The sequence below is a fragment of the Neisseria dentiae genome (genome assembly GCF_014055005.1).
GTDB classification, from domain to species: domain Bacteria; phylum Pseudomonadota; class Gammaproteobacteria; order Burkholderiales; family Neisseriaceae; genus Neisseria; species Neisseria dentiae.
Genome location: NZ_CP059570.1, coordinates 1,751,292 through 1,776,385, shown reverse-complemented (window position 1 = coordinate 1,776,385; position 25,094 = coordinate 1,751,292). Strand labels below are relative to the sequence as shown.

Annotated in this window: 20 protein-coding genes; 8 read left to right on the top strand and 12 right to left on the bottom strand. The window is 56.5% G+C overall.

All coding sequences use genetic code 11. The annotated features are described in order from the left end of the window. Nucleotides 1-17: 17 nt before the first annotated feature. The 6 genes from H3L92_RS08395 to H3L92_RS08370 all read right to left on the bottom strand — a co-directional run bounded on the left by H3L92_RS08395 (nt 18) and on the right by H3L92_RS08370 (nt 7,812). On the bottom strand, nt 18-494 hold the full coding sequence (locus H3L92_RS08395) for an NGO0322 family iron-responsive protein (RefSeq protein WP_085365178.1): 477 nt from the start codon (nt 492-494) through the stop codon (nt 18-20). Between the two features lie 252 nt (nt 495-746). After that, the gene (locus H3L92_RS08390) at nt 747-2,165 is read right to left on the bottom strand and encodes a sodium:proton antiporter (protein ID WP_174222527.1); all 1,419 of its coding nucleotides are present in this window, start codon (nt 2,163-2,165) and stop codon (nt 747-749) included. A 353-nt stretch (nt 2,166-2,518) separates the two neighbouring features. After that, nucleotides 2,519-4,063 (bottom strand): murein biosynthesis integral membrane protein MurJ, encoded by a 1,545-nt coding sequence (gene murJ, locus H3L92_RS08385; RefSeq protein ID WP_085365177.1) that lies wholly within the window; start codon nt 4,061-4,063, stop codon nt 2,519-2,521. A gap of 242 nt (nt 4,064-4,305) precedes the next feature. Next, nucleotides 4,306-4,932: an ATP-dependent Clp endopeptidase proteolytic subunit ClpP gene (clpP, locus tag H3L92_RS08380; protein WP_085365176.1), complete on the bottom strand. Its 627-nt coding sequence runs from the start codon at nt 4,930-4,932 to the stop codon at nt 4,306-4,308. A 198-nt stretch (nt 4,933-5,130) separates the two neighbouring features. Continuing rightward, a complete protein-coding gene (gene tig, locus H3L92_RS08375; protein WP_085365175.1) occupies nt 5,131-6,441 on the bottom strand; it encodes a trigger factor in 1,311 nt (436 codons plus the stop codon). 243 nt (nt 6,442-6,684) lie between these two features. Beyond that, nucleotides 6,685-7,812, bottom strand: coding sequence for a PilT/PilU family type 4a pilus ATPase (locus H3L92_RS08370; RefSeq protein ID WP_085365174.1), 1,128 nt, complete (start codon nt 7,810-7,812; stop codon nt 6,685-6,687). 308 nt (nt 7,813-8,120) lie between these two features. On the opposite strand from H3L92_RS08370, the gene H3L92_RS08365 reads away from it, so the two are divergent. Both H3L92_RS08365 and H3L92_RS08360 read left to right on the top strand, forming a co-directional pair. Then, the gene (locus H3L92_RS08365) at nt 8,121-8,834 is read left to right on the top strand and encodes a 5'-methylthioadenosine/adenosylhomocysteine nucleosidase (RefSeq protein ID WP_085365243.1); all 714 of its coding nucleotides are present in this window, start codon (nt 8,121-8,123) and stop codon (nt 8,832-8,834) included. Between the two features lie 176 nt (nt 8,835-9,010). Then, nucleotides 9,011-10,480, top strand: a complete 1,470-nt coding sequence (locus H3L92_RS08360) for a DASS family sodium-coupled anion symporter (protein WP_085365172.1) — start codon at nt 9,011-9,013, stop codon at nt 10,478-10,480. Nucleotides 10,481-10,782: 302 nt separating this feature from the next. Here H3L92_RS08360 and H3L92_RS08355 read toward each other — a convergent pair whose 3' ends face one another. Continuing rightward, nucleotides 10,783-11,802, bottom strand: coding sequence for a lysozyme inhibitor LprI family protein (locus H3L92_RS08355; protein ID WP_085365171.1), 1,020 nt, complete (start codon nt 11,800-11,802; stop codon nt 10,783-10,785). A 96-nt stretch (nt 11,803-11,898) separates the two neighbouring features. After that, nucleotides 11,899-13,152, bottom strand: coding sequence for a sodium/glutamate symporter (gene gltS / locus H3L92_RS08350; RefSeq protein ID WP_085365170.1), 1,254 nt, complete (start codon nt 13,150-13,152; stop codon nt 11,899-11,901). A 240-nt stretch (nt 13,153-13,392) separates the two neighbouring features. Between gltS and truA the strand changes: the two genes are divergently transcribed. The 3 genes from truA to ispD all read left to right on the top strand — a co-directional run bounded on the left by truA (nt 13,393) and on the right by ispD (nt 15,947). Beyond that, nucleotides 13,393-14,229, top strand: a complete 837-nt coding sequence (gene truA / locus H3L92_RS08345) for a tRNA pseudouridine(38-40) synthase TruA (RefSeq protein ID WP_085365169.1) — start codon at nt 13,393-13,395, stop codon at nt 14,227-14,229. Nucleotides 14,230-14,529: 300 nt separating this feature from the next. Then, entirely contained in the window at nt 14,530-15,246 is a 717-nt protein-coding gene (gene dnaQ, locus H3L92_RS08340) for a DNA polymerase III subunit epsilon (protein WP_085365168.1), read from the top strand. Next, nucleotides 15,243-15,947: a 2-C-methyl-D-erythritol 4-phosphate cytidylyltransferase gene (gene ispD, locus H3L92_RS08335; protein ID WP_245945412.1), complete on the top strand. Its 705-nt coding sequence runs from the start codon at nt 15,243-15,245 to the stop codon at nt 15,945-15,947. Before dnaQ ends, ispD begins: the two co-directional genes overlap by 4 nt. A gap of 593 nt (nt 15,948-16,540) precedes the next feature. Here ispD and H3L92_RS08330 read toward each other — a convergent pair. The 3 genes from H3L92_RS08330 to H3L92_RS08320 form a co-directional block, all read right to left on the bottom strand. Continuing rightward, the gene (locus H3L92_RS08330) at nt 16,541-18,943 is read right to left on the bottom strand and encodes a DNA translocase FtsK (protein ID WP_085365166.1); all 2,403 of its coding nucleotides are present in this window, start codon (nt 18,941-18,943) and stop codon (nt 16,541-16,543) included. Between the two features lie 169 nt (nt 18,944-19,112). Next, nucleotides 19,113-19,553 (bottom strand): hypothetical protein, encoded by a 441-nt coding sequence (locus H3L92_RS08325; RefSeq protein WP_085365165.1) that lies wholly within the window; start codon nt 19,551-19,553, stop codon nt 19,113-19,115. Nucleotides 19,554-19,566: 13 nt separating this feature from the next. Continuing rightward, complete coding sequence (locus H3L92_RS08320; RefSeq protein WP_085365164.1) at nt 19,567-20,367, bottom strand: NUDIX domain-containing protein; 801 nt, start codon at nt 20,365-20,367, stop codon at nt 19,567-19,569. A gap of 395 nt (nt 20,368-20,762) precedes the next feature. Here H3L92_RS08320 and H3L92_RS08315 point away from each other — a divergent pair, with 395 nt between their 5' ends. Then, entirely contained in the window at nt 20,763-21,410 is a 648-nt protein-coding gene (locus H3L92_RS08315) for a hypothetical protein (RefSeq protein WP_147286726.1), read from the top strand. A gap of 96 nt (nt 21,411-21,506) precedes the next feature. On the opposite strand, the gene H3L92_RS08310 is transcribed toward H3L92_RS08315, so the two are convergent. Beyond that, a complete protein-coding gene (locus H3L92_RS08310) occupies nt 21,507-23,555 on the bottom strand; it encodes a M3 family metallopeptidase (RefSeq protein ID WP_085365162.1) in 2,049 nt (682 codons plus the stop codon). A 283-nt stretch (nt 23,556-23,838) separates the two neighbouring features. Here H3L92_RS08310 and H3L92_RS08305 point away from each other — a divergent pair, with 283 nt between their 5' ends. Continuing rightward, nucleotides 23,839-24,150: an ArsR/SmtB family transcription factor gene (locus H3L92_RS08305; protein WP_085365161.1), complete on the top strand. Its 312-nt coding sequence runs from the start codon at nt 23,839-23,841 to the stop codon at nt 24,148-24,150. 120 nt (nt 24,151-24,270) lie between these two features. Next, nucleotides 24,271-25,041: an exodeoxyribonuclease III gene (xth, locus tag H3L92_RS08300; protein WP_085365160.1), complete on the top strand. Its 771-nt coding sequence runs from the start codon at nt 24,271-24,273 to the stop codon at nt 25,039-25,041. Nucleotides 25,042-25,094: the final 53 nt, after the last annotated feature.

Genomic DNA, 25,094 nt, shown 5'->3' with positions numbered 1-25,094 from the left:
AACCACTACCAAAACTGTTACAGGGCAAATGCTTCTATTGTTTGTTTTGCCGGATATAAAGCCTTCATCAGGTCGGAAGGCGAAAGCGTAAAATCTCTATTATCATCAACCGTTAAGCGGCCTTGCTGCGGGGTTAGCTCCAACAGGCAGGGGCATTCGGTTTGGCCGCATGCCGCTTGGCCGGGTTGGCCGCGTCGTTGCAGGGCGGCTGCGGCGCGGCAGTATAAACTGTCTTTTTTCTTAAGCCTGCGGGCGCTGGCAATCCAGCTTAGGCGGGTGGCGGCGTCTTCGGCTTCAATCAGCAGAATGCCGGTTTCCGGTTCGCTTTGCGGGTTTTCGGGCAGCCAAACATAATATCTGCCGTTGAGGGTAACGAACACCGCATTGTGGATTTCGGGGCAACCGCTGCATTCGGTGGCTAAAAGCGTGTGTACGGCTTTTTGGTGCAGCCTCAGAATATCCAGAGAAACTTGCTTGAAAATGCTTTCGGGCATTTCGTTCTCCTTTCGTTGCTGTTGTTTGCCGAACCGTTGGATTGCATTATACGCAAAACAGGCTATTTTGCAAATGATAATTGTTATTATTAAATATTAATTTAATAAGCTGTTGTTTTAAATTGGAATTAATTTTTAAAATATGCTGAAAAAATCGAGTAAAAACGCTAAACGGGTAAAATAACTGCTGCCTGCTATAAATCGAAGGCCGTCTGAATGTTTTTCAGACGGCCTCATTGCAACACAGGCGGTTTAAAACAACTGCCATACGAAGAAGATAAAGGTATGCAGTATGAACAGCGGGGCGAGGATGCCGAACGACCAGGCCATATAGCCGAAAAAGCTGGGCATGGGCACTTTGCGCTGCTCGGCGATTGCCTTCACCATAAAGTTGGGTGCGTTGCCGATGTAGCTGAGTGCGCCCATAAACACCGAACCCATCGATACCGCCAACAGGGTGTGGAACAGGTGGCCGGTCATCAAAGCCTGGGCATCGCCGCCGGCCATGTTGAAAAACACCAAATAGGTGGGGGCGTTGTCTAAAAAGGCAGACAAGAGGCCGGTCATCCAGAAATACATCGTGTTAACGGGTTGGCCGCTGCTGTCGTGCACCAGTGAAATCAAGCCTGCAAACGCGCCTTTTTCGCCTGCCTGCAAAATGGCGATAACCGGTGCGATGGTGATGAAGATGCCTAAAAAGAGCTTGCCCACTTCGAGTATCGGTTCCCAGTTGAATTCGTTACCCGCACGCACTTGCTTGGGGGTAACGGCAAGGGAAACGCCGGCCAAAACCAAAAGTGCGGCATCGCGAAGCAGGTTGGGCAGCAGATAGGGCGTGCCCAGAATATCGATGCCGGGATGTTGGGGTTTCCACAAACCCGACATCAGCACGGCGGATACCACGCCGGCAAGCAGCAGGAAGTTCCATTTGCCGAACAGTTGCAGCGGGCTGTCGGGCGACGGGTCTTGCGGCAGCAGCTCGCCTTCTTGGGCGAAATAATGGCGGTCGAGAAAATAAAACAGGGTGAGCAGTATGGTGGAACTCAGCACCACGGGCACCAGCATATGCTGCACTGTCCAGCCGAAATCCACACCTTTCAAAAAGCCCAAAAACAGCGGCGGGTCGCCCAGCGGGGTGAGGCCGCCGCCGATATTGGCCACCAGAAAGATAAAGAACACCACCACATGCACACGGTGTTTGCGGTTGTCGTTGGCTTTCAACAGCGGGCGGATCAGCAGCATGGCTGCGCCGGTGGTACCCATTATCGAGGCCAGCACCGTGCCGATGGCCAGAATCGTGGTGTTCAGGCGCGGGCTGCCGTGCAGGTTACCCCACACCAAAATGCCGCCCGAAATGGTGTAGAGTGCAAACAGCAGAATGATAAACGGGATATATTCGGCCACCAGCGCATGCGCGACCGTGTGGGCGGTTGCGCCGAAGCCGAATGCGATGGTGAAGGGCACCAAAAACAAAAACGTCAGCAAGGCGGTGATTTTGCCGAAGTGGTGATGCCAGGTGATGGCAAACAACAACGGGCCGGTGGCGATGGAGAGTAAGATCAAAACAAACGGTATGCCCCATAGCAGGCTCAAACTTGCGCCGTCGAGCGAGGCGGCAGCGGCGGGAAGCGGCGCAAGCAGCAGGGGCAGCAGTGCGATTGGCGAACGCATCTTGTTTCCTTATGGTAGTGGGGCGGAATGCGCGGCCGGTTAGAGCATAGCCGCACGCGGCCGAAACCAAAGGCTTCGTAATGGTTGCCAAATTGTAAATGAAACTTAGCAGAAGTGTCAGCCTTTCGTGCGGTGAAACTCGGGCAAAATGAAGCAGAGAGGCCGTCTGAAAGGTTTCAGACGGCCTCTTTGGTGTTTGTTTTTATTGAAGAAAAATTAAAAGGTTTAATTGAAATTCAAATGGCATTGAAGTTTTGTAAAGATTGGGGTAAGGCGGAAAACGGGCGGCAGAGGCCGTCTGAAAACAGATTTTGTCAACAATTTTGTTGATGCTCCGACGGCAGGCCGCTCCGTTATTTTTCCGAACGTTTGAAATGGTGCGGGCGGAATCCCAGCAGACCCAGCGACACGAAATACAGCACGCCGCCCAAAACCACCAAACCCAAAAGCTGCACGGCTTTCTGCCAGCCGGCCACATGAACCCATTGCAGCGGCAGGTAAGTTTGCGCCTGTGCCAGCCACAAACCGCCGCCCATCACCACCAGCGCAACCGCGAGTTTGGCGAGAAACGCCGCCCAGCCTGCGCCGGGTTGGTAAATATGATGCTTGCGCAGCAGGTAATACAGCAGCCCTGCGTTCAAACACGCGCCCAAACCGATGGCGAGCGCCAAGCCGGTGTGTTTCAGCGGGCCGATGAAAACCAGGTTCATCAATTGGGTGCAAACCAGCGTGAACACGGCGATTTTTACCGGTGTTTTAATGTTTTGGCGTGCATAGAAGCCGGGCGCCAGCACCTTAATCATAATCAGGCCGATTAAGCCGAACGAATAGGCAATCAGTGCGTTTTGCGTCATCAGCGCATCGTTGAGCGTGAATTCTTTATACAGAAACAGCGTGGCGATGAGCGGGAACGACAGCACGGCCAGCCCCACCGCCGCCGGCATGGCCAGCAGCATACACAGGCGCAGACCCCAGTCGAGCAGGCCGGAAAACGCCTGCGGGTTGTCGCTGGCGGCGTGTTTCGACAGGGTGGGCAGCAGAATCGTACCCAGCGCTGCACCGAGCACGCCGGTGGGCAGCTCCATCAGGCGGTCGGCGTAATACATCCACGACACGCTGCCCGATTGCAGAAACGAGGCGAAAATGGTGTTGATAACCAGCGAAATCTGCGCCACGCTCACGCCCAAAACCGCAGGCGCCATTTGTTTCATCACACGGTTGACCGCCGCATCTTTCATATTGAGCTTCGGCAGTTTTAAGAAACCCAGTTTCGCCAGCCACGGCAGTTGGAAGCCCAATTGCAGCAGGCCGCCCACAAACACCGCCCACGCCAGTGCCATAACCGGCGGGTCGAAATAGGGCACGAAAAACAGCGAGAACACGATAAACGACACGTTCAGCAGCGTGGGCGTTATGGCGGGAATGCTGAACTTATGATAGGTGTTAAGTATCGAGCTGACAAAAGAAGAAAGCGAAATCAGTAGGATATAGGGAAAGGTGATGCGCAGCAGCTCAACGGAAAGTTGGAATTTGTCGGCTTCTTTAACAAAGCCCGGCGCAGAAGCGTAAATCACCCATGGTGCGGCGAGAATACCGGCGGCGGTAACGATAACCAGAATAAACGACAGCATACCCGCCACATGGCGGATAAATTCGCGTGTGGCTTCTTCGGAACGGGTTTGCCGGTATTCGGCCAAAATCGGCACGAACGCCTGCGCGAACGCACCTTCGGCGAATATCCGCCGCAACAGGTTGGGCAGTTTGAACGCCACGAAAAACGCGTCCGTGGCCATGCCTGCGCCGAAGGTGCGGGCGATAATCGTATCGCGCACAAAGCCGAGTATGCGCGAAACCATGGTTAAACTGCCGACTTTCGCCAGCGCGCCGAGTAGGTTCATGATGGTTTCTTAGGTGGGGTAAAAAGGGTTGAGGCCGTCTGAAAAGTCCGGGCAGTATAGTTAAACCACTTACTTGATAACGGTTCCGTCATGCCCGGGCATCTCATGTTGCTGGAATTTAAGATACTCGGGCCGGGCCCGAGTATGACGAATGTGCTTTTTATTAAGTTGGTTGGCTATAAACGCAAGTTCTCGGTTTCAGACGGCCTGCTTGGATAGCGGCCGTCTGAAAAAGCCTTCCTTTACGGTGTGGTGATGCCGGCGCGGTCGGTCAACACTTGATCGATCAGGCCGTATTCTTTCGCCTCTTCTGCCGACATATAGTTATCGCGGTCGGTGTCGCGCTCTACCTTGGCCAAGTCCTGGCCGCTGTGTTGCGCCAGCAGGCGGTTGAGTTTGTCTTTCAGTTTCAAAAGCTCGCGGGCGTGGATTTCGATATCGGAAGCCTGACCGCCCAAGCCGCCGCTGATCAGCGGCTGGTGTATCATCACGCGGCTGTTGGGCAGGGCGAAGCGTTTGCCTTTAGTGCCTGCCGACAGCAGAAACGCCCCCATGCTGGCGGCCTGGCCCAAGCACAGGGTGGAAACGTCGGGCTTGATGAAATTCATGGTATCGTAAATCGACATGCCCGCAGTTACCGAACCGCCGGGCGAGTTGATATACAGAAAAATATCTTTATCGGGGTTTTCGCTTTCCAAAAACAGCAGTTGCGCCACCACCAGATTGGCGCTGTCGTCGTTGACCGGCCCCACCAGAAACACGATACGCTCTTTGAGCAGGCGCGAATAAATATCGAAAGCGCGCTCGCCGCGACCGCTTTGTTCGATAACGGTGGGCACCAGGTAGCCGTTGCGGATATCGGGAATCATCTTGTTCTCCTTATGGGAATATTCAGTATAGCGGATTAAATTTAAAACAGGGCAAGGCGGCGGGCCGTAGGCAGTACAGGTCGTACGGCAAGGCGAGGTAACGCCGTACTATTTTAAATTTAACCCGCTATAAAAAGCACCAAAGCGCGGAAGGCTGCTTCGGTGCTGATTGCGGGTTTCAGACGGCCTCAAGCGCAGTTAGGCCTGTGCGCCCATCACTTCGTCGAAAGACAAAACTTTTTCGTTTACTTTGGCTTTGCTCAGCACGAATTCCACCACGTTGGCTTCAACGGCCAGGGAAGTGGGGCCTTGCAGGCGCTGTTTGTCGGCGAAATACCAGTCGATAACTTCCTGCGGGTCTTCGTAGCTTTCGGCGAAATCGCTTACCACGGCTTTGATTTGCTCTTCGGTCGGCTCCAGTTTGTTATCGTCGACCAGTTTGGCCAAAATCAGACCCAAAGCCACGCGGCGTTCGGCCTGCTCTTTGAACATATCGGCAGGCAGGTTCAGGTTGGCGGCATCGGCCATGCCTTGGTTGACGAAATTCTGTTTCATTTCGTCGGCCAGGCGGGCGGCTTCGTCGTCAACCAACACTTTGGGCAGTTGCACTTCGGTGGCTTTCAGCAGGGCTTCCATCACCGAATCTTTGGTTTGGCTCTCGGTGCGGCGCGCCACTTCGCGGGCCACGTTTTTGCGCACTTCTTCGCGCATTTTGGCTACGTCGCCGTCGGCGATGCCCAAGGCTTTGGCGAATTGCTCATCCACTTCGGGCAGGGTGGGGGCGGATACGTTTTTCAGGCCGATGGTGAACACGGCGGTTTTACCGGCCACGTCTTTGCCGTGGTAGTCTTCGGGGAAGGTTACTTCAACGTCTTTGCTTTCGCCTTCTTTCAGGCCCAATACGCCGGCTTCGAATTCGGGCAGCATTTGGCCGTTACCCAAAACGAAGGGATAGTTTTGCGCGCTGCCGCCGTCGAACGGGGTGCCGTCGATTTTGCCTTCGAAGTCGATAATCACGCGGTCGCCGTTTTGGGCTTCGCGCTCGACGTGGTCGAATCGGGTGCGCTGTTTGCGCAGGATTTCAACGGTTTTGTCCACTTCGGCGTCGCCCACTTCAGCGGTTACTTTCTCTACTTCCTGGGCAGACAAATCGCCTACGGTGATTTCGGGGAACACTTCGAACACGGCGGCGATTTTGAAGCTGTTTTCGTCGTCTTGCTCTTCGATGCCTTCAAAGCGGGGGAAGCCGGCCACTTTCAGGTTTTGGGCAACGGCAACATCGTAGAATGCTTTTTGCACAAGCTCGTTGAGCACATCATTTTGCACGCTTGCGCCATACATGGAAGCCACCATTTTCAGCGGCGCTTTGCCCGGGCGGAAACCGTCGATTTTCACGCGGCGTTGGGTTTGCTGCAAGCGTTTGTCGGTTTCTGCGTTGATTTCGCTCCACGGCAGAGACAACACTACTTTGCGTTCCAGGTTTTCTAAAGTTTCTACAGTTACGCTCATCGTAAGCCCTTATTGAATATATGTTTGTTTGTTAATCAACGAAACGGGCAGGGTGCGCCCGTTTAGATGTTCGGAAATCGGAAGTGAAATTCAGCTGGTAAGTATATCACACAAGGGGTGGGGTTAAAATAGCGGGGCGGTGAATTTGCGGCTGCGGACGTTTGAGGCCGTCTGAAAAGAACAGGGCGTTTTTTCAGACGGCCTTTGCGGTGTTTGCCCGTTGGTGCGGATGCGGCAAACGGGTTAAATCAGCTCCAGATCCGGCCCGGCGTTTTGTGCGCGGCGGCTGCGCAGTTGGATGTCGAGGCGCAGGTCGTGGGCGGAATCGGCGTTTTTGATGGCGTCTTGAAAGCTGATATGGCCGTTTTCATACAGCTCGTATAAGGCTTGGTCGAAGGTTTGCATGCCCATGCTCTGCGATTTTTTCATGATTTCTTTAATCGAGTGCACGTCGCCGTTGTGGATCAGTTCGGCAATCAGCGGCGAGTTGAGCAGCACTTCCACAGCGGCCACGCGGCCTTTGCCGCCCTCGCGCGGAACCAGACGCTGCGAGATGAAGGCTTGCAGGTTGAGCGACAGGTCGGTAAGCAGCTGCACGCGGCGTTCTTCGGGGAAGAAGTTGATGATGCGGTCGAGTGCCTGGTTGGTGCTGTTGGCGTGCAGGGTGGCCATGCACAGGTGGCCGGTTTCGGCAAAGGCGATGGCGTAGTCCATCGTTTCGCGGTCGCGGATTTCGCCGATCAGTATCACGTCGGGAGCTTGGCGGAGGGTGTTTTTCAGGGCGGCGAACCAGTTTTCGGTGTCCACGCCCACTTCGCGCTGGGTGATGATGCAGTTTTTGTGCTGGTGCACGAATTCGATGGGGTCTTCGATGGTGATGATGTGGTCGTGGCTGTTTTCGTTGCGGTAGTCGATCATCGAGGCCAGCGAGGTGGATTTGCCCGAACCGGTGCCGCCCACGAAAATGACCAGGCCGCGTTTCTGCATGGCGATTTTCTGCAAAACGGGCGGCAGGTTGAGCGTTTCAAATTTGGGGATATTGCTGGTGATGGTGCGGAACACGAGAGCGGTGGCACCGCGCTGAACCATGGCGTTGACGCGGAAACGGCTGGTGTCGGGCAGGCTGATGGCGAAGTTGCACTCGTTGGTGTTCATGAATTCGTCCATCTGTTTGGGCGACATAATCGAAAAGGCGATTTCCATACAGCGCTCGGGCGTGAGCGGTGTTTCGGTGATGCGCGTGATTTTGCCGTCGAGCTTCATGGCCGGCGGAAAGTTGGCGGTGATGAAAAGGTCGGAGCCTTTGTATTTGTTGAGTGTTTTCAGTAATGAATAGATTTCTTCTTTGGCCGGCAGCGGATTCTCGTTCATTTTTATCCCTTTAATTCTGTGTGAGCTTTAGGGCGTGCCGTCGACGGCATTGCGGCGGTATTTTTGGTTAGAATCCGCACCTGCGGCGTTAAAAATGCTCGCAAGATGTCCAATCTTGCTGTGCTTTTTGCCTTGCATCTGCGGATTTTCCCTCAAAAAACCGCTTCACAAACCTGTCGACGACATGCCCTGTTAAATTTCGTAATTATAGCAAATTTCAGACGGCATGAAGCGGGTAATCGGCGCAGTAGTGCCATGCGGCGTTCGTCGGTATAATGCGCTGCCTTATCCCTTTGAAAGAGAAGAAAATGCCCGAAAAACAAGTATGCAACACCGTGGCGGTTATCGGTGCGATGGAGCAGGAAATCGAGCTGTTGAAAAACAGCATGGAGCATGCCGTTACCGAAACGTTCGGCAGGTTTACGGTTCACCGCGGCACGTTGGGCGGCAAAAAGATGGTGCTGGCGTTGAGCGGCATCGGCAAGGCCAATGCGGCGGCGGTTACGGCGCTGGTGGCCGGTCATTTTTCGCCCGACTGCGTGATCAACACCGGCAGCGCGGGCGGCATCGGTGCGGGTTTGAAAGTGGGCGACGTGGTTATCGGCACGCAGGTGGCGCACCATGATGTGGACGTTACCGCCTTCGGCTATGCTTTGGGGCAGGTGCCGCAGTTGCCTGCCGTTTTCGAGAGTGATGCGGCTTTGGCGGAGGCGGCCGGTGCGGCGGCTGCGGCGTTTGAGGGTGCGGCGGTGTACCGCGGCTTAATCGTGAGCGGCGACCAGTTTGTGCACAGCAGCGAAAAAACGGCGTTTATCCGCCGGAATTTTTCGGGCGTGCAGGCGGTGGAAATGGAAGCGGCGGCCATTGCGCAAACCTGTTTCCAGCTGAACGTGCCGTTTGTGGTGGTGCGCGCGGTGTCGGATGCGGCTGACGAAAAAGCCGACATCAGTTTCGACGAATTTTTGCAAACGGCATCGGTTAATTCTGCCCGTATGGTGATGGGCATCGTTAGCGGTTTGTAAATATATTCATATACATAAAAGGCCGTCTGAAAGTTTCAGACGGCCTTTGGTGTTATAAAATATTCAAAAAGAATATTTTTCAAATATAATTTGCGTCTAATCAAGCAGAATAAAGTGAATAGTGCTAAGATTCCCACGCTTAATCTTTTTTTACCTGCATTAATGAGGAACAAACAATGAGCGATAAACTCGGCTTCAAACCGCTGCCTGCTGCGATTGCGGTGGGCTTGGCGCTGTTGATTTGGTTTGTGGTGCCTGTGCCCGAAGGTGTTACGCCACAGGCTTGGCATCTGCTGGCGATGTTTGTGGGCGTGATTGCGGCGATTATCGGCAAAGCCATGCCGATTGGCGCGCTTTCTATGGTGGCAATTATGCTGGTGGCGCTGACCGGCGTAACCGCCGAGAAACCCGCCGATGCGGTTAAAGACGCATTGAGCAGCTTCGCCAACCCGTTGATCTGGTTGATCGGTGTGGCGATTATGATTTCGCGCGGTATTCTCAAAACCGGCTTGGGCGCACGCATCGGCTATTATTTTATTTCGCTGTTCGGCAAGAAAACCATGGGTATCGGCTACAGTTTGGCGCTTTCCGAGTTGCTGCTGGCACCGGTTACGCCGAGCAACACCGCGCGCGGCGGCGGCATCATCCACCCGGTGATGAAAGCGATTGCCGCCAGTTACGATTCCGACCCGGAAAAAGGCACGCAGGGGCGTATCGGCAAATATCTGGCGCTGGTGAACTACCACAGCAACCCGATTACTTCGGCGATGTTTATCACCGCCACCGCGCCTAACCCGCTGGTGGTGGACATTATTGCCAAAGCCACCAATTCCGATATCCATTTGAGCTGGGGCACCTGGGCGCTGGCGATGCTGCTGCCGGGTTTGGCCGCACTGGTGCTGATGCCGCTGGTGCTCTATTTCATCTACCCGCCCGAAATCAAAGAAACGCCCAATGCGGCGCAGTTTGCCAAAGAAAAATTGGCCGAGCAGGGGCCAATGAACCGCGGCGAAAAAATCATGTTGGCGATTTTCGCCGTGCTGCTGATTTTATGGGCCGGCATTCCGGCGATGATTTTCGGCAAAGCCTTCGCCGTTGACGCCACCACCACCGCCTTTATCGGCTTGAGCCTACTGCTGCTCTCGGGTGTGCTCACTTGGGACGACGTGTTGAAGGAAAAAAGTGCGTGGGACACGGTTACCTGGTTTGCCGCGCTGGTGATGATGGCCACTTTCTTAAACAAACTCGGCCTGATTGCCTGGTTTTCCGGCGTGCTCGAAGGCGGCATCGCCCACTTGGGCTTGGGCTGGGCGGGCGCATCGGCGCTGCTGGTGTTGGCCTATATGTATGCCCACTATATGTTTGCCAGCACCACCGCCCACATCACCGCCATGCTCGGCGCCTTTTATGCCGCCGGCCTGTCGCTGGGCGCGCCGCCGATGTTGTTTGCGCTGATTATGGCCGCCGCTTCCAGCATCATGATGACGCTTACCCACTACGCCACGGGTACATCGCCGGTGATTTTCGGCTCGGGTTACACCACGCTGGCCGAATGGTGGAAAGCCGGTTTTGTGATGAGCGTGGTTAATCTGCTGATTTTTGTGGTAATCGGCGGGATTTGGTGGAAAGTGTTGGGTTATTGGTAAACCAAACCGAAACCGACCGGTTAAGGCAAAACCGTGCAGGCCGTCTGAAAGCGTTTTCAGACGGCCTGTGGTTTTTTGTATATAAAGGCCTGATATCTTTGCAAAAATACCCTTAATTCCGCCTGGAATGCTTAGATTCAGTCATTAGTTTCAACTTACGAAAAAACGATTGGATTCCCGCCTGCGCGGGAATGACGAAATACGAACATTTCAGACGGCATTAAGGGTATTTTTGCAAAGGTCTCAGGCCGTCTGAAAATATTCAGACGGCCTGTGTTGTTTTAAAGCATGGAACCTGCGGCTTAGTTAATCGTATAACCGCGCAGGTACTGGCTGCGTTCGCGGGTCATGCGCGTGTCGCATTGCAGGCGCAGGTATTCGGCTTGCAGGTTGCTTTCGGCTTGGGCGGCGGCTTGGCGGCAGTTGGTGTTTTTGCTTTGGATCCAGCTGCGTTGTTCGTTAATCAGCTCTTTTTGAATGTTTTGGTCGATGCTGTTCCACACCATGTTGATTTCGCGGTCGGCCGATTGGTTGTTGTTTTTCGCCTGCTCCAATTCGCCTGCCGAAAACGTGATTTCGCTGCGGGGCGGTTCGGGGGTCAGGGTTTCGGGCGCGCTGGCGTTTTCTTCGCCGAAAGTGCTGCTGGCGGCGTTGTTGTCGAGTATATCCTGCGGGTCGGCCTGCGGCGGTTCGGGGAAGGCTTGCACTCCGGCGTTCAGCGCGTCTTCAAGCCTCACGGGCTGGCCGTTGATCATCAGAATGCTTTTTACGCCGTAGGGCAGCAGCGCGCTGGTAACGTTTTGGGCGGTTACGGTGATGGCGTTGTCTTCATAATTAACGGTGGTTTGGCCGTCGGCTTCGGCGGTGGTGTATTGAAGCGGGCGGGTGAACAGCCCCTTGTCATAGGTGAGGGTGCTGCCGGTGATGCGCTCCTGAATCAGTTGGGTGATGTTGCTGTTGGCGCCGTAAACCAGCGGGCTGTTGGTTTGGGCTGTGTTCAGAATGTCGGCGGGAATCTGTATGCTCAGGTTGGCTTTGCAGACGGGGCGGCCGTTTTGGTTTTCTTCGGCGGGGCCGTCGAGCTGTATGTTGAGCTGGGTGGCGGCGGCGATGATTTTATCGGCGTCGATAAACTGGCGGGTGTCGTTGCGGGCGAAGCGCTGCGCTTCCTGTTTGATGATTTCTTGGATGTTGGTGCGCACGTTTTGAACCACGGCCGGGCTGTCGCAGGCCAGCGAGGCGTTTTCCTGTTTGGTGTCGCGCTCGCCGCAGGCGGCCAGGGCAGCGGCAATCAGGGAAAAAGTGAGCAGCTTTTTATACATGGTACGGCCTTTGCAAGAAATGGTTTCAGACGGCATCATAGCAAAAGCACCTGCAACGGGTAAGGTGTTGCGGGTGCTTTTTAGTTTGCTTGCGGTTTATTTGAGGAAGTTTACAAAACCGGTGAGGATGAAAACGTTGATGAAGTCAACGAAAAACGCGCCCACCATAGGCACAATCAGAAAGGCTTTGTGCGAAGGGCCGAAGCGTTCGGTTACCGACTGCATATTGGCAACGGCGGTGGGGGTGGCGCCGAGGCCGAAACCGCAGTGGCCGGCGGCCAGCACGGCCGAATCGTAATTGCGCCCCATCAAAACATAGGTAACGAAGGTGGCGTAAAGCATCATCACCACGGTTTGCACCAGCAGGATAACGGTTACGGGGCCGGCAAGGCCGGTTAACTCCCACAGTTTGAGGTTGAGCAGCGCCATGGCCAGAAACAGCGACAGCGAAGCGTTGCCGAATACGTCGATAGCGCGGTCGAACATATTGAATTTGAACACGCTGGTTAAAATATTGCGCAGAATCACGCCGCCGAACAGCGCCCACACGAATTTGGGCAGGTCGAGATAAAACGGTTTGAGGTATTCGCTGTCGAAGCCGTCCATGATTTCGGCGAAGGCCAGGCAGGCGGCGAACATGGCCAGCGTTTCTACCGCCGAATTGGCGGTAATCAGGCGGGTTTGCTCGGGGTGTTCGAACAGATCGTCGGTGCTTTTGCCGGGATCGTCGTCGTCGTAAACGGCGGCTTGGGCTTTAACGGCGGCTTCGTCTAACGGTTTGCGCCCCATCTTGTTGATCAGGCGACGGGCAACCGGGCCGCCGATCAGGCCGCCGGCCACCAGGCCGAACGTGGCGGCAGCCATGCCTAAGCCGGTTGCGCCGGTTAAGCCGAAGTTTTTCTCGAAATCCGGCCCCCATGCGCCTGCCGTGCCGTGGCCGCCCGTTAAGGTAATCGAGCCGGTAATCAGGCCGATCAGCGGGTCGAGGCCGAACAGACTGGCCAGGCCGACGCCAACGGTGTTTTGAACCATGATAAAAGAGCCGACGATGGCGGTGAAGATCACCAGCGGGAAGCCGCCCGCTTTCAGGCGCGAAAAGTCGGCGCTCAGGCCGATAGAGGTGAAGAAAATCAGCATAAACGCATCTTGCAGCGGCTTCTCGAATTTGAAGCTCACGCCGTAGATGGCGTGCAGCGCATACAATATGGCCGCCGCCACCAGGCCGCCGGCCACCGGCTCGGGGATGTTGAAATCCTGCAAAAACTTGATTTTCGCCACCATCAGCCTGCCGACCAGCAGCACAACGGTGGCGGCAATTAACGTGTAGTAACTGTTAAAAACCCATTCCATAAATATCTTCTTCTTTCTATTGGTGTTGCGGATAACCGGGCGGTTGCCCGACGGGGGCGGATATTAGGCGATGAGTTAAGGTTTGTCAAAGGCGGTATCTGCTGCTTTTTGCAGTTTTGTTTTATATTTTCAATAGATTGGGCGTGTTTTGGGGTGGCGGAATAAGTTTTGCGGCGTGAATTGGCTTATAATTATGCGCTTTTGTTTCCAACGTATTTTTACATTACCGCCGGAGCCGCCATGCCAGCCGATACCGAACTTTCCAGCCCGCCGCCTTCAGCCGGAACTCAGCGCTGGGCGCTGATGCTTGCCTATAACGGCAAAGGTTTCCACGGCTGGCAGAAGCAAAAACAGGCCGACGGTTTGGTTACGGTGCAGGAAGTGTTGGAATACGCGCTCGGGCAGATTGCGGGCGAGCGCATTCACACCGTGGTGGCGGGGCGGACCGATGCCGGCGTGCACGCAGCCGCGCAAGTGGTGCATTTCGACACCACGGCTGACCGCCCCGCGCAGGCGTGGGTGAGGGGGGTGAACACACACCTGCCCAAAGAAGTGGCCGTTTGGCATGCGCAACCTGTTGACCCGCGCTTTCACGCCCGTTTCGACGCATTCGGCCGCCGCTACCGTTATGTGCTGCTGTCGGCCTCGGTGCGCAATCCCCTGCTGGCAGGCAGGGTAGGCTGGGTATGCAGGCCGCTGAATATGGAAAAAATGCGGCAGGCCGCGGCCATGCTGGTGGGCGAACATGATTTTTCCAGCTTCCGCGCGGCCGAATGCCAAGCCAAATCCCCCGTGAAAACCCTGTATAGCGCAAGCTTGAGCGGCACGCCCGAACTGATGAAGCTCGATTTGCACGGCAACGCCTTTCTGCACCATATGGTGCGCAACATCATGGGCGCACTGGTGTATGTGGGCGACGGCCGCCTCAGCGTGCCGGGGTTTGCCGATTTGATGGCGGCGCGCAGCCGCAAACACGCCCCGCCCACGCTGATGCCCGACGGCCTTTATCTGACGGGGGTGGACTATCCGCCCGAATGGGGCGTGGCCACCCCGCCCGTGCCCGAATGGTTGTGGTAAAACTTTGAAGTTAATAATGTTTAAGGCCGTCTGAAAAGCTTAAACTGCTTTTCAGACGGCCTCAATCAGCTCTGTATAATGAATCAGCTTAAGAAAAGCACACGCGTCATACTCGGGCTTGGCCCGAGTATCTTTTTGGGTTTCGGAAATTTTTAGAAAGGAGATACTCGGGGCAAGCCCGAGTATGACGAAACTGTTACCAAACAAAGTGGTTTAACTGTAGCTGTTTTACCCGCAGCCGTTTTTACTTTCCCCGCCGCTTTTAGTATGATGCGGCAACCTTTTCCAACAGCAAGCGTTATGAACACCCGCCAGATTATCCTTGACACCGAAACCACCGGCCTTTACCCCAACAGCGGCGACCGCATGGTCGAATTTGCCGGGCTGGAAATGGTTAACCGCCAGCTCACCCGCAACACCCTGCACCTTTATATCCACCCCGACCGCGATATTCCCGACGAAGCCGCCGCCGTCCACGGCATCACCCTGGCCGATTTGGAAGAAAAAAACGCGCCCAAATTCGAACAGGTCGGGCGGCAAATCGCCGATTTTCTGCGCGGAGCCGAACTTATCATCCACAACGCCAAGTTCGATGTGGGCTTTCTCGATATGGAGTTCGGCCGCATGGGGCTGCCCACCGTAGAAGAGCTGGGCTGCAAAGTAACCGACACTCTCGGCATGGCGCGGGAAATGTTTCCCGGCCAAAAAGCCAGCCTCGATGCCTTGTGTACCCGCTTTGATGTCGACCGCAGCAAACGCGTATTCCACGGCGCCCTGATCGACTGCGAACTGCTCGGCGAAGTGTATCTCGCCATGACGCGCGGCCAGTTCGACCTGATGGCCGATCACGGAGGAGAAGCCGGCGGCAGCTACGCCGCCGCCAAAATCCAACGCCCCGCGCATTTGAAAGTGTTGGGCGCAAACGAAACCGAGCTGGCCGCGCACGAAGCCTATCTCGACACGCTTGACAAAATCACCGAAGGCAAATGCGTATGGCGAACGGAGGCAGACGCGTGAAACGCAACATCGCCTTAATCCCCGCCGCCGGCGTGGGGGAACGCTTCGGCGCAGGCAAGCCCAAGCAATATGTTGAAATCCACGGCAAAACCGTGTTGCAGCACACTCTCGACATCTTCGCCGCCCACCCGCAAATCACCTTGGCTGCCGTGGTGCTGGCGCCCGACGACCATACCTTCCAATCCGCCGAAACGGCAGGTTTCCAAACGGCCCCGGCCAAAACCGTTTTGCTGCATTGCGGCGGCGCAAGCCGCGCCGAAACGGTAAGAAACGGCGTGAACACCCTGCTCGAACGCGGCTTAGCCGCCCCGGGCGACAATATACTGGTGCACGATGCCGCACGCTGCTGCCTGCCCCAAGCTGCTCTCAGCCGCCTGATAGACCAGGCCGGCAGCCACCCCAACGGCGGCATTCTCGCCGTGCCTGTGGCCGACACCCTCAAACGCAGCGGTTCAGACGGCCTGATCGAAACCACCGTGCCCCGCAGCGGTTTGTGGCAGGCGCAAACCCCGCAGCTTTTCCCCGCCGCCCTGCTGCAACGCGCCCTGGCCGCGCCCGACCTCGGCGCAGTAACCGACGAAGCCTCAGCGGTGGAAATGCTGGGCGTCCGCCCCCTGCTGGTGCAGGGCGACAGCCGCAACTTAAAGCTGACGCTGCCGCAAGACGAATACATCGTGCGTCTGCTGCTGGCGGAAAAGTGAGTTTGCCGCAGCGGCATCTCAAACACTCACGCCATCTAAACAATTACGTCATACTCGGGCTTGACCCGAGTATCTTTTTGTTCAAAAGAAATAACAGATACTCGGGTCAAGCCCGAGTATGACGGATATGGCAGATAGTGAAGGCGATATAGGTTGAGACCTTTGCAAAAATACCTTAAGGCCGTCTGAAATGCTTAAATCCCGTCATTAGCTTCGCAAGTCCGCTGCGCTCCCCCCGCGTAGGCGGGAATCCAGATGGAAATAATATTGAAGCATTGATTAAACAAATACTTGGATGCCAAGCGTCTGGATTCCCGCCTACGCGGGGGGAGCGCAGCGGACTTGCGAAGCTATAGTGAATTCAAATAAAAACTCCGAAATGAAATAACTGCATTCAAACTTGCAATTGGGCGATATGCTAAAGAATCGTTTTACCCTACTTCGGCATTCTTATTTTAATCCACTATAATGACGGAGTTCGGATTTTTAGATAGCAATTTGAATTTTGCAAAGGTCTCAGGTTGCATAAAGTTTGAGGCCGTCTGAAAACTGTTTTTCAGACGGCCTTGTTATACCCGAATCCGATCAAAACCTTAAAGATTATCTTTCTGCGCCAAAATCTTACGGCTACCGCCCACGTCGGCAGGGGAAACGATGCCGGCATCTTCCAGCGCCTGCATCAGGTTGGCGGCGCGGTTGTAGCCCACGCGCAGTTGGCGTTGCAGCGACGAAATCGAGGTTTTGCGGGTTTCCAGCACGAAGGCGACGGCTTGGTCGAAGAGTTCGTCGCTGTTGGCGTTGGGGTTGACGATATTGGTGGTTTCCAGCGCGGCTTCGCCGCTGAGCAGCCCTTCGACATAGTTTGCCGGAGCCTGGCGTTTGACGTGGCCGACGATTTGGTGCACTTCGTCGTCCGACACAAATGCGCCTTGCAGGCGGGTAGGCTCGGCGTTGCCCGGTTGCAGGAACAGCGAATCGCCGTATTTGAGCAGTTCGTCGGCGCCCATTTGGTCGAGAATGGTGCGGCTGTCGATTTTGCTTTGCACGGTGAAGGCCATGCGGGTGGGGATGTTGGCTTTAATCAGGCCGGTAACCACATCGACGCTGGGGCGCTGGGTGGCGACAATCATATGGATGCCGGCCGCGCGGGCTTTTTGGGCGAGGCGGGCGATTTGCTGCTCGACGGATTTGCGCTCGGTCATCATCAGGTCGGCCAGCTCGTCGATCACCACCACAATCATGGGCAGGTTTTCGAGCGGCTCGGGGTGGTCGGGGTTGAGGCTGAAGGGGTTGAGCAGCGGTTTGCCTGCCGCTTTGGCTTCGGCCACTTTTTTGTTGAAACCCTCGATGTTGCGCACGCCGGCGTGGGAGAGCAGGCGGTAGCGTTTTTCCATTTCGGCCACGCACCAGTTGAGCGCCTGGCCGGCTTCGCGCATATCGGTTACCACGGGGCAGAGCAGGTGGGGGATGCCTTCGTAGATGCTCAGCTCGAGCATTTTGGGGTCGATCATGATAAAGCGCACTTCGTCGGGCGTGGCTTTGAAGAGTATCGACAGAATCATGGCGTTCACGCCCACCGATTTGCCCGAGCCGGTCATGCCGCCCACCAACAGGTGCGGCATTTTCGCCAAATCGCCCACCACGGGAATGCCGGCGATGTCTTTGCCCAGCGCAACGGTGAGTTTGGATTTGGCGTCGGTGAACACGGGCGAAGAGAGGATTTCGCTCAGCATGACGTCTTGGCGGCGCTCGTTGGGCAGCTCGATGCCCATGGTGTTTTTGCCGGCGATGGTTTCGACGATGCGCACGGCCTGCAACGACATCGAACGGGCCAAGTCTTTGGAAAGGTTGACAATCTGGCTGCCTTTCACGCCTTGCGCGGGTTCGATTTCAAAGCGCGTGATAACGGGGCCGGAAGTGGCGGAAACCACTTGTGCGCCGATGCCGAATTCGGCCAGCTTGGCTTCGATGCGTTCGGCGGTTTGTTGCAGTTTGTCGGGGTTGATGGTGGGCGGTTCGCCCTGCGGCAGGCGCAGCAGATGCAACGAGGGTTTGGTGTATTCGCCTGCGGGCGGCGGTTCGGCGGCTTCGCCTTTGCTGTCGAACAAGGCCGTCTGAACGGGGGCGGGCGGTGGTGCGATGGCCACTTTGCGGTTGCTGCTGGTGCCTTCGATCTGCTCTACCGGTTCGGCGGTGATGTTTTTGGCGTCGCGCACCATGCGGCGCGTGGTTTTGGCATCGGGCAGGTCGCGCACGTATTTGTCTTCTTTGCGCACCAGTTTCAGCCACATCCACTCGAGTTTGGCGCCGGTTTTTTCGAGCACGTCGAGCCACGACACTTGTGCCAGCAGCGACAGGGCGAGCAACACCACCACCAGCATAATCAGCAGGCTGCCCGAAGTGCCCAGCAGCCAGCTCAGGCCCGAGGCGGCAAACGAACCGATTAGGCCGCCCGCGCCGACGGGCAGGGCGTCGGCCAGCTGCGGTTTGAAGGCGAACACTTCCAGAATCGGGCTGCACAGCAGCAGAATGCCCAGCGCGGCGGCGGCGATTCTGTGGTTGTAGGGTTTGCTGTCGGGCGTTTTGAGGGGACGGAAGTTTTTATACAGCCACACGCAGCCGGCAATCACCAGCCACCAAAACGACAGGCCGAACAGGTAGTAGCCGATATCGGCCAGATAAGCGCCGAACAGGCCGCCGAGATTATGCACTTCGTCGGAAGCGGGCACGCTGCGCGACCAGGCGGGGTCGTCCATGGTGAAGCTGGCCAGCGACAGCGCGGCGTAAACGGTAACCAAAAGGGCGAACAGCCACAGGGTGTCGTTAATCAGGTTGGCGACGTGCGGCGGGCGGTTGCGCTTGGCGTTGTTGGGCGTTACGCCTTTGGGGCGGCGCGGCAGCTTGGTTTCAGACGGCCTGCCGCCTGCTTTGGCAGCGGTTTGCGCGCGCGGCTTGGCGGTGGTTTTTTCGGGGGTTTTCGGGGATTTGTTAGCCATAGTGTATTGCGTGGTCGGGCCGTCTGAAAAAAGCGGGCAGGCGGCAAAAATGCGGTTCGGGCGGAAAGCTGGGGCGTTCCGGCGCGGAAAAGGCGAAATTATACAATATTATGCTGCAAAAGGTGGAATGCTTCGGGCATGGTTTGAAATTCAGACAGCATGTTTGATTTTACTCTGCCGTAAAACCCACTTGGAACACTTCGCCGCCGATATGGATGTCGGCCAGATAGTCATGGCGGTTCTGCACGCACACGGGCAGGCGGATTTGCAGTGCCGCCCATGAGCCGTCGGCTTGGCGCAGCAACTTGTAGCGGTTGAAGCCCATGTCCATATCGCGCATCGAAAAGCTCACAAACACTTCGGCCGTTTGCGGCGGCACGTTGCGCAGGATGATATCGAACGGCTCGTTGGCGGCCACGCGGCTGCTGAATTTCACTTCCGCCCCGTTGGGCAGCTTGCAGCCTGTGTGCACGTTGCAGGCGGATTCGCGCACGGGCGTGTTTTCGGGCTGCCGGCTTTGCCACCACAGCAGCGCCGCTACTTTCACGGCGGCAAACACCAACAGCAACACACCCGCCAAAATGGCTTGTTTACGGTTGAGATTTAACATTTTTCAGACGGCCTCAGGCAAATTCGGTTTCATCGTCGGCAATCACCGCATGGGCGCCTTTTTCGAGCCAGCGGCGGCGGTAGGCAGCCAACGTGCTTTCGTCAGCCAGCACCACCAAAGGCAGCGACACGCCGTTTTCAAGCACCGCGCACACCGCTTCGGCGGCTTCGCGGTTTGGCACCCGCCATACCGCCACATCGGCATCCTGAATGAGCGGCCATTGTTCTGCTTTGTCAATCACCACCCACACGCTTTGCGCGGCGGGCATTTTCCCGCGCGCGCGCAGTTCGGGTTCGCCGATTAACACATTGGCGTGTTGCGGTTCGGCCAGCGCAAACGGCACCACACGGTAGCCGCCCATGCCGTTTTCGCCGTAAAAGCCGGTTTTCAGACGGCCTGCAAGCTGCGTCGGCACGGCAAGGGCGGCCAGCAGATCGCCGTTGGCGGGCAGCATGGGCGACACGGTAAAGTCGCCCGCCCGCTGCCACGACCATTTCTGCCCCTCGCGTGCCTGAATCTCGCCCGACCAGCCGCCGGCCTCCACCCGCCAGAAGCGCAGATGAACCCGTGCGTGTTCGTAGTCGTGGATTTTCGTCAGCCACGGCCTTGCGGTTTCGATATGGATGCCCAGCTCTTCTTCAAATTCGCGCCGCAAGGCGGCAAACTCGCTTTCGCCCGCTTCGACCTTGCCGCCCGCAAATTCCCAATAGCCCGCATAAGGCTTGCCTTCGGGGCGCGAACTGAGCAGATAGCGGCCCTGCCTGTCGAGCACGACACCGGCCACCACGCGGATTAAAGGACGGGAAGTTTCCATTGCAACACCATAAAAATAACGCTAAGGCCGAAATATACCGAAACGCCGGCGCGCCGTCATGGGTTTCGGCGGGGGAGCGGGCTGCGGCGCAGGCAAAGGCCGTCTGAAATGTTTTTCAGACGGCTCAGATGCTTTTGGCCGGAACAGTCGGATTTTGATAGCGGATTGATTTAAAAACACAGGGTTCGTCATACTCGGGTCTGACCCGAGTATCTGCTATTTTTACAGATGCAAAAAAGATACCCGGGCCAGCCCGAGTATGACGGGCGTTTTTGAATATGGCGAAAGTTTTGAGTAGAACGCGGATGTGTTAGAAGCTGGAACGGGTTTTGCAAAGCGCCTGGGCAGCCAATCCGCTATATAATGCGGTTTTCCAGATTTTTCCTGTCGATTTTATGCACACCCGCCTCAAACTGCCGCTGTTGGCTTTATGTTCAAGCACGCTGCTGCTTTGCGCCTGCGGCCCCAACGAAGCCGTGGCGATGGCGGCCGCGCCGCCTGCCGCGGCCGCTTCGGCGGAAACTGTGGCAAGTTACCGCGGCAATCTGTTGGAAGACGCCGCCGCTTTGCAGGCGGCGCAAGATGCGCTGAAAAACCTGCCGCCTTTCCGCGGCAAAGCGGTTAACGTGTTCGACAATATCGATTTTTTCGACGGCGTGCGCCCGCGCATCGAGGCGGATATACAAAACCCCGACCGCCCTGAAAAAATCGACCACTATGTTTACGACCAAGGCCGTTGGCGCTACACCGACACCCTGCGCATTCCGCCCGAAGGTTTGGATATTCCGAAAAAGCTCACCCCGCTCTCGCGGGTAAGGTTCGCCGATGCGGCGGCCGTGGCGGCGGCGTGGTCGCAAAAGGCGCGCTCAATGAACGCCGTGGTTACCGAGCCTTATTTTGTTTCGTATGTGCTGCTCGACAAAGAGCGCAAACGCTTCTGGCACACAGCAACCATCGAAGCAGTGGGCGAACAGTATTATTTGAGTTTCCATGCCGACGGCTCGGTTTGGGAGTTTAAAAAACTGGGGCGGGAAGGGCCGTGATAGAAGGGCATTGATTTAAGCCATCAGGCCGTCTGAAAAACTTTTCAGACGGCCTGCCTGATGGCTTATCGATAAGGCAGGATTGCCAAAACCGCTCTAAGCCGCTTCCACATCGAAGCCGCTGTGGCGCAGCAGCGCGTCGATTTGCGGTTCGCGGCCGCGGAAGGCTTTGAACGACTCCATCGCGCTGCGCGAGCCGCCTACGGCGAGGATTTCCATCCAGAAACGCTTGCCGGTGGCTTTGATGTCGCCGCTTTCTTCAAAGGCGGCGTAAGCGTCGGCCGACAGCACTTCCGCCCAAGCGTAGCTGTAGTAGCCTGCGGCGTAGCCGCCGGCGAAGATGTGGCCGAAACTCAGGGCGAAACGGTTGTAGGCGGGCGGCTGCACCACGGCCACTTCTTTGCGCACGTTTTTCAAAACCTGCGGCCATTCTTTCAGACGGCCTTTGTCGTTTTGGCTGTAAATCAGCATGTCGAACAGGGCGAATTCCATCTGGCGCACCAAAAACATACCGCGCTGGAAGTTTTTGGCGGCCACCATTTTGTCGAACAGTTCGCGCGGCAGGGCGGCGCCGTTGTCTTCGTGCGACGACATTTCGGCCAGCACGTCGTATTCCCAGGTGAAGTTTTCCATAAACTGGCTGGGCAGCTCCACGGCGTCCCATTCCACACCGTTGATGCCCGCAACGCCCAGCTCGTCAACCTGCGTGAGCAGATGGTGCAGGCCGTGGCCGGTTTCGTGGAAAAGGGTGATGATTTCGTCGTGGCTCAGGCGCGATTCTTTGCCGCCCACGGGCGGGGTGAAGTTGCACACCAGATAGGCAACCGGCGTCTGCGTTTGGCCGATGCGGCTGCCCGACACGAAACGGCGGCGGCCGCGGTAGTCGTTCATCCATGCGCCGCCGCGCTTGCCTTCGCGGGCGTATAAATCCATATACACGCCGCCGATAATCGAGCCGCCTTTTTCCAGTTCGAAATAGCGTACGTCGGGGTGCCAAACGGGCACGGTTTTTTCGATGAAGTTCACGCCGTAAAGGCGGTTGACTTGGGCAAACAGCCCGGCGAGCACTTTGCCGGCGGGAAAGTATTTTTTCACTTCGGTTTCGCTGAAGGCGTATTTGGCTTCGCGCAGTTTTTCGCCGGCATAGGTCAGATCCCATGCCTGCGGGTCGGCGATGCCGAGGCTGTCGCGGGCGAACGCCTGCACTTCGGCCAAATCTTTTTCGGCAAACGGTTTGGCGCGTGCGGCCAAATCGTGCAGAAAACCGAGCACCTGTTCGGGCGTATCGGCCATTTTGGTGAACAGCGACAGTTCGGCGAAATTATTGAAGCCCAGCAGTTGCGCTTCTTGCAGGGCGATTTCCAAACGGCGGTTGATATTGGCGGTGTTGTCGAACTTGCCCTCATCGCTCAATTCGCTGGCGCGGGTAACGTAGGCACGGTAAATCTGTTCGCGCAGGCTGCGGTTGCCGGCATACTGCATCACGGCGATGTAGTGCGGCATTTGCAGGCCGATTTTGTAGCCTGTTTTGCCTTCGGCTTGGGCTGCGGCGGCAAACAGGGCCAGCGAATCTTCAGGCAAACCTGAAAGTTCGCTGCTGTCTTCAAAATAAAGGGCGAACGCATCGGTGGCATCGAGCACGTTTTGCGAGAATTGTGCGCCCAGTTGCGCGCTTTCGGTTTGCAGCGCGGCAAATTCGGCCTGTTGTTCGGGCGGCAGCTCGGCGCCGCTGAGCACGAAGTCGCGCAAATCGTGGTTGAGTTTGGTTTGGCGGGCGGCATCGAGTTTGGCGAACTCGGGCGAGTTTTTAATGGCTTTGAAGCGCTCGAAAAGTTCGATGTCTTGGCCGATTTCGGTGAAAAACACGGTAACTTCAGGCATCAGTTCGTTATACACGGCGCGCAGCTCGGGGGTGTCGACCACCGAATTGAGGTGCGCCACCACGCCCCAGATGCGGCCGACGCGCTCGGTGATGTCTGTGAGGCGCTCCACCGTGTTTTCCCATGTGGCGCCGCTTTGCGCCTTGATGCCGGCAATTTCGGCGCGTGCTTCGCTCATGGCGGTTTCGAGGGCGGGGCGGATGTCGCCGGTTTGGATTTCGTTGTAGCGCGGTTCGTCGGCCAGGTTCAATAATACGTTGCTCATGCGGTTCCTCTAAAAAATGCGGTTTCAGACGGCCTTATATGGCGGCAAGGCTGCAATATTAAAGCCTTTTTCGAGGCGGCGGGATAAATTAAGCCGAACGGCCTGATATGGAAATCATCATAATTTTAAAAAATATACTTCAAAAATGATAACGATATGTTTTATTGGAGTGTGGTTTTTAAAGGTATTCGACAGGTTTAGGGCCATAAATCCGCCCCGCCGTTAAGTTTTGCCGCAAAGAGTTGTTATAGAATGGGGCGTGACGTTTATTACGGTTATTGCTATGAATGCTGTTACCCCCGAACTGAAACGCAACGCCGTTTTGCTCAAGCTGATGGGCAACCCCGAGCGGCTGGCGATTATGGCGCTGCTGCAAGAGAGCGAGCGCAGCATCGACGAGCTGGCGGGCATATTGGCGTTGCAGCCGACCGTGGTGTCGAAGCATCTGACGCGGCTGCGAGCCGAGGGGTTGGTTGATTACACGCGCTACCACCGCCTGCTGCAATACCGGCTGGTGTCGCAGCAGGCATCGGCGGTGTTGGATACTTTGCTCGCGTTCGGTGCCAAACCGCAAAAAAGCGCCGACAAAGAATAAACGGTTTTTCGAGGCCGTCTGAAAAACGCCCGCCCTTTCGGCGGGCTTTGTTTCGGCAGCCGTGCAGGGAAAAACGAAGTGTGGCACAATCGGCGGCCTGAATATTAACCGGGGCTGTTTATGAAAATCGCTACTTGGAACGTCAATTCCCTCAACGTACGCCTGCCGCAGGTGCAAGACTGGCTGCAACGACACCAACCCGATGTGCTGGTGTTGCAGGAGCTGAAGCTCGACCAAGACAAATACCCCGCCGCCGTTTTTCAGATGGGCGGCTGGCACACCGTGTGGAGCGGCCAGAAAACCTATAACGGCGTGGCCATTATCAGCAGGGCCGAACCGCAGGACGTGCATACCGGCCTGCCCGCGCTGCCCGACGACCCGCAGCGGCGCGTGATTGCCGCCACCGTCGGCGGCGTGCGCGTGATTAATGTGTATTGCGTGAACGGCGAAGCGCCCGACAGCCCGAAATTCGAATACAAACGGCAATGGTTTGCCGCGCTGGCCGAGTTTGTGCGCGGCGAAATAGGGCGTTACGAAAAAGTGGTGCTGCTGGGCGATTTCAACATCGCGCCCGCCGATGCCGACTGCTACGACCCTGAAAAATGGCATGAAAAAATCCACTGCACCAGCGCAGAGCGTTCGTGGTTTGGCAACCTGCTCGATTTGGGCTTAACCGACAGCCTGCGCCACCTCCACCCCGAGGGCGCGTATTACACTTGGTGGGATTACCGCGGCGCGATGTTCCAACGCAAACAGGGTTTGCGCATCGACCATATTTTGGTTACGCCGGCATTGCGTGATGCGCTGCAAACCGTGCAGGTGGATTCTGAGGCGCGCGCGCAGGAACGCCCCAGCGACCATGCGCCGGTGTGGGCGGAGTTTGCGGTGTAGCGGTGTTGGTCTGCCGACGGGCCATCTTATAGGCCGGGACCTTGGCAAATGTT

Excerpts from the sequence above, each read along its gene's own strand:
- H3L92_RS08395 (WP_085365178.1), bottom strand. The coding sequence starts at position 494 with ATGCCCGAAAGCATTTTCAAGCAAGTTTCTCTGGATATTCTGAGGCTG.
- H3L92_RS08390 (WP_174222527.1), bottom strand. The coding sequence starts at position 2,165 with ATGCGTTCGCCAATCGCACTGCTGCCCCTGCTGCTTGCGCCGCTTCCC.
- murJ (WP_085365177.1), bottom strand. The coding sequence starts at position 4,063 with ATGAACCTACTCGGCGCGCTGGCGAAAGTCGGCAGTTTAACCATGGTT.
- clpP (WP_085365176.1), bottom strand. The coding sequence starts at position 4,932 with ATGATTCCCGATATCCGCAACGGCTACCTGGTGCCCACCGTTATCGAA.
- tig (WP_085365175.1), bottom strand. The coding sequence starts at position 6,441 with ATGAGCGTAACTGTAGAAACTTTAGAAAACCTGGAACGCAAAGTAGTG.
- H3L92_RS08370 (WP_085365174.1), bottom strand. The coding sequence starts at position 7,812 with ATGAACGAGAATCCGCTGCCGGCCAAAGAAGAAATCTATTCATTACTG.
- H3L92_RS08365 (WP_085365243.1), top strand. The coding sequence starts at position 8,121 with ATGCCCGAAAAACAAGTATGCAACACCGTGGCGGTTATCGGTGCGATG.
- H3L92_RS08360 (WP_085365172.1), top strand. The coding sequence starts at position 9,011 with ATGAGCGATAAACTCGGCTTCAAACCGCTGCCTGCTGCGATTGCGGTG.
- H3L92_RS08355 (WP_085365171.1), bottom strand. The coding sequence starts at position 11,802 with ATGTATAAAAAGCTGCTCACTTTTTCCCTGATTGCCGCTGCCCTGGCC.
- gltS (WP_085365170.1), bottom strand. The coding sequence starts at position 13,152 with ATGGAATGGGTTTTTAACAGTTACTACACGTTAATTGCCGCCACCGTT.
- truA (WP_085365169.1), top strand. The coding sequence starts at position 13,393 with ATGCCAGCCGATACCGAACTTTCCAGCCCGCCGCCTTCAGCCGGAACT.
- dnaQ (WP_085365168.1), top strand. The coding sequence starts at position 14,530 with ATGAACACCCGCCAGATTATCCTTGACACCGAAACCACCGGCCTTTAC.
- H3L92_RS08330 (WP_085365166.1), bottom strand. The coding sequence starts at position 18,943 with ATGGCTAACAAATCCCCGAAAACCCCCGAAAAAACCACCGCCAAGCCG.
- H3L92_RS08325 (WP_085365165.1), bottom strand. The coding sequence starts at position 19,553 with ATGTTAAATCTCAACCGTAAACAAGCCATTTTGGCGGGTGTGTTGCTG.
- H3L92_RS08320 (WP_085365164.1), bottom strand. The coding sequence starts at position 20,367 with ATGGAAACTTCCCGTCCTTTAATCCGCGTGGTGGCCGGTGTCGTGCTC.
- H3L92_RS08315 (WP_147286726.1), top strand. The coding sequence starts at position 20,763 with ATGCACACCCGCCTCAAACTGCCGCTGTTGGCTTTATGTTCAAGCACG.
- H3L92_RS08310 (WP_085365162.1), bottom strand. The coding sequence starts at position 23,555 with ATGAGCAACGTATTATTGAACCTGGCCGACGAACCGCGCTACAACGAA.
- H3L92_RS08305 (WP_085365161.1), top strand. The coding sequence starts at position 23,839 with ATGAATGCTGTTACCCCCGAACTGAAACGCAACGCCGTTTTGCTCAAG.
- xth (WP_085365160.1), top strand. The coding sequence starts at position 24,271 with ATGAAAATCGCTACTTGGAACGTCAATTCCCTCAACGTACGCCTGCCG.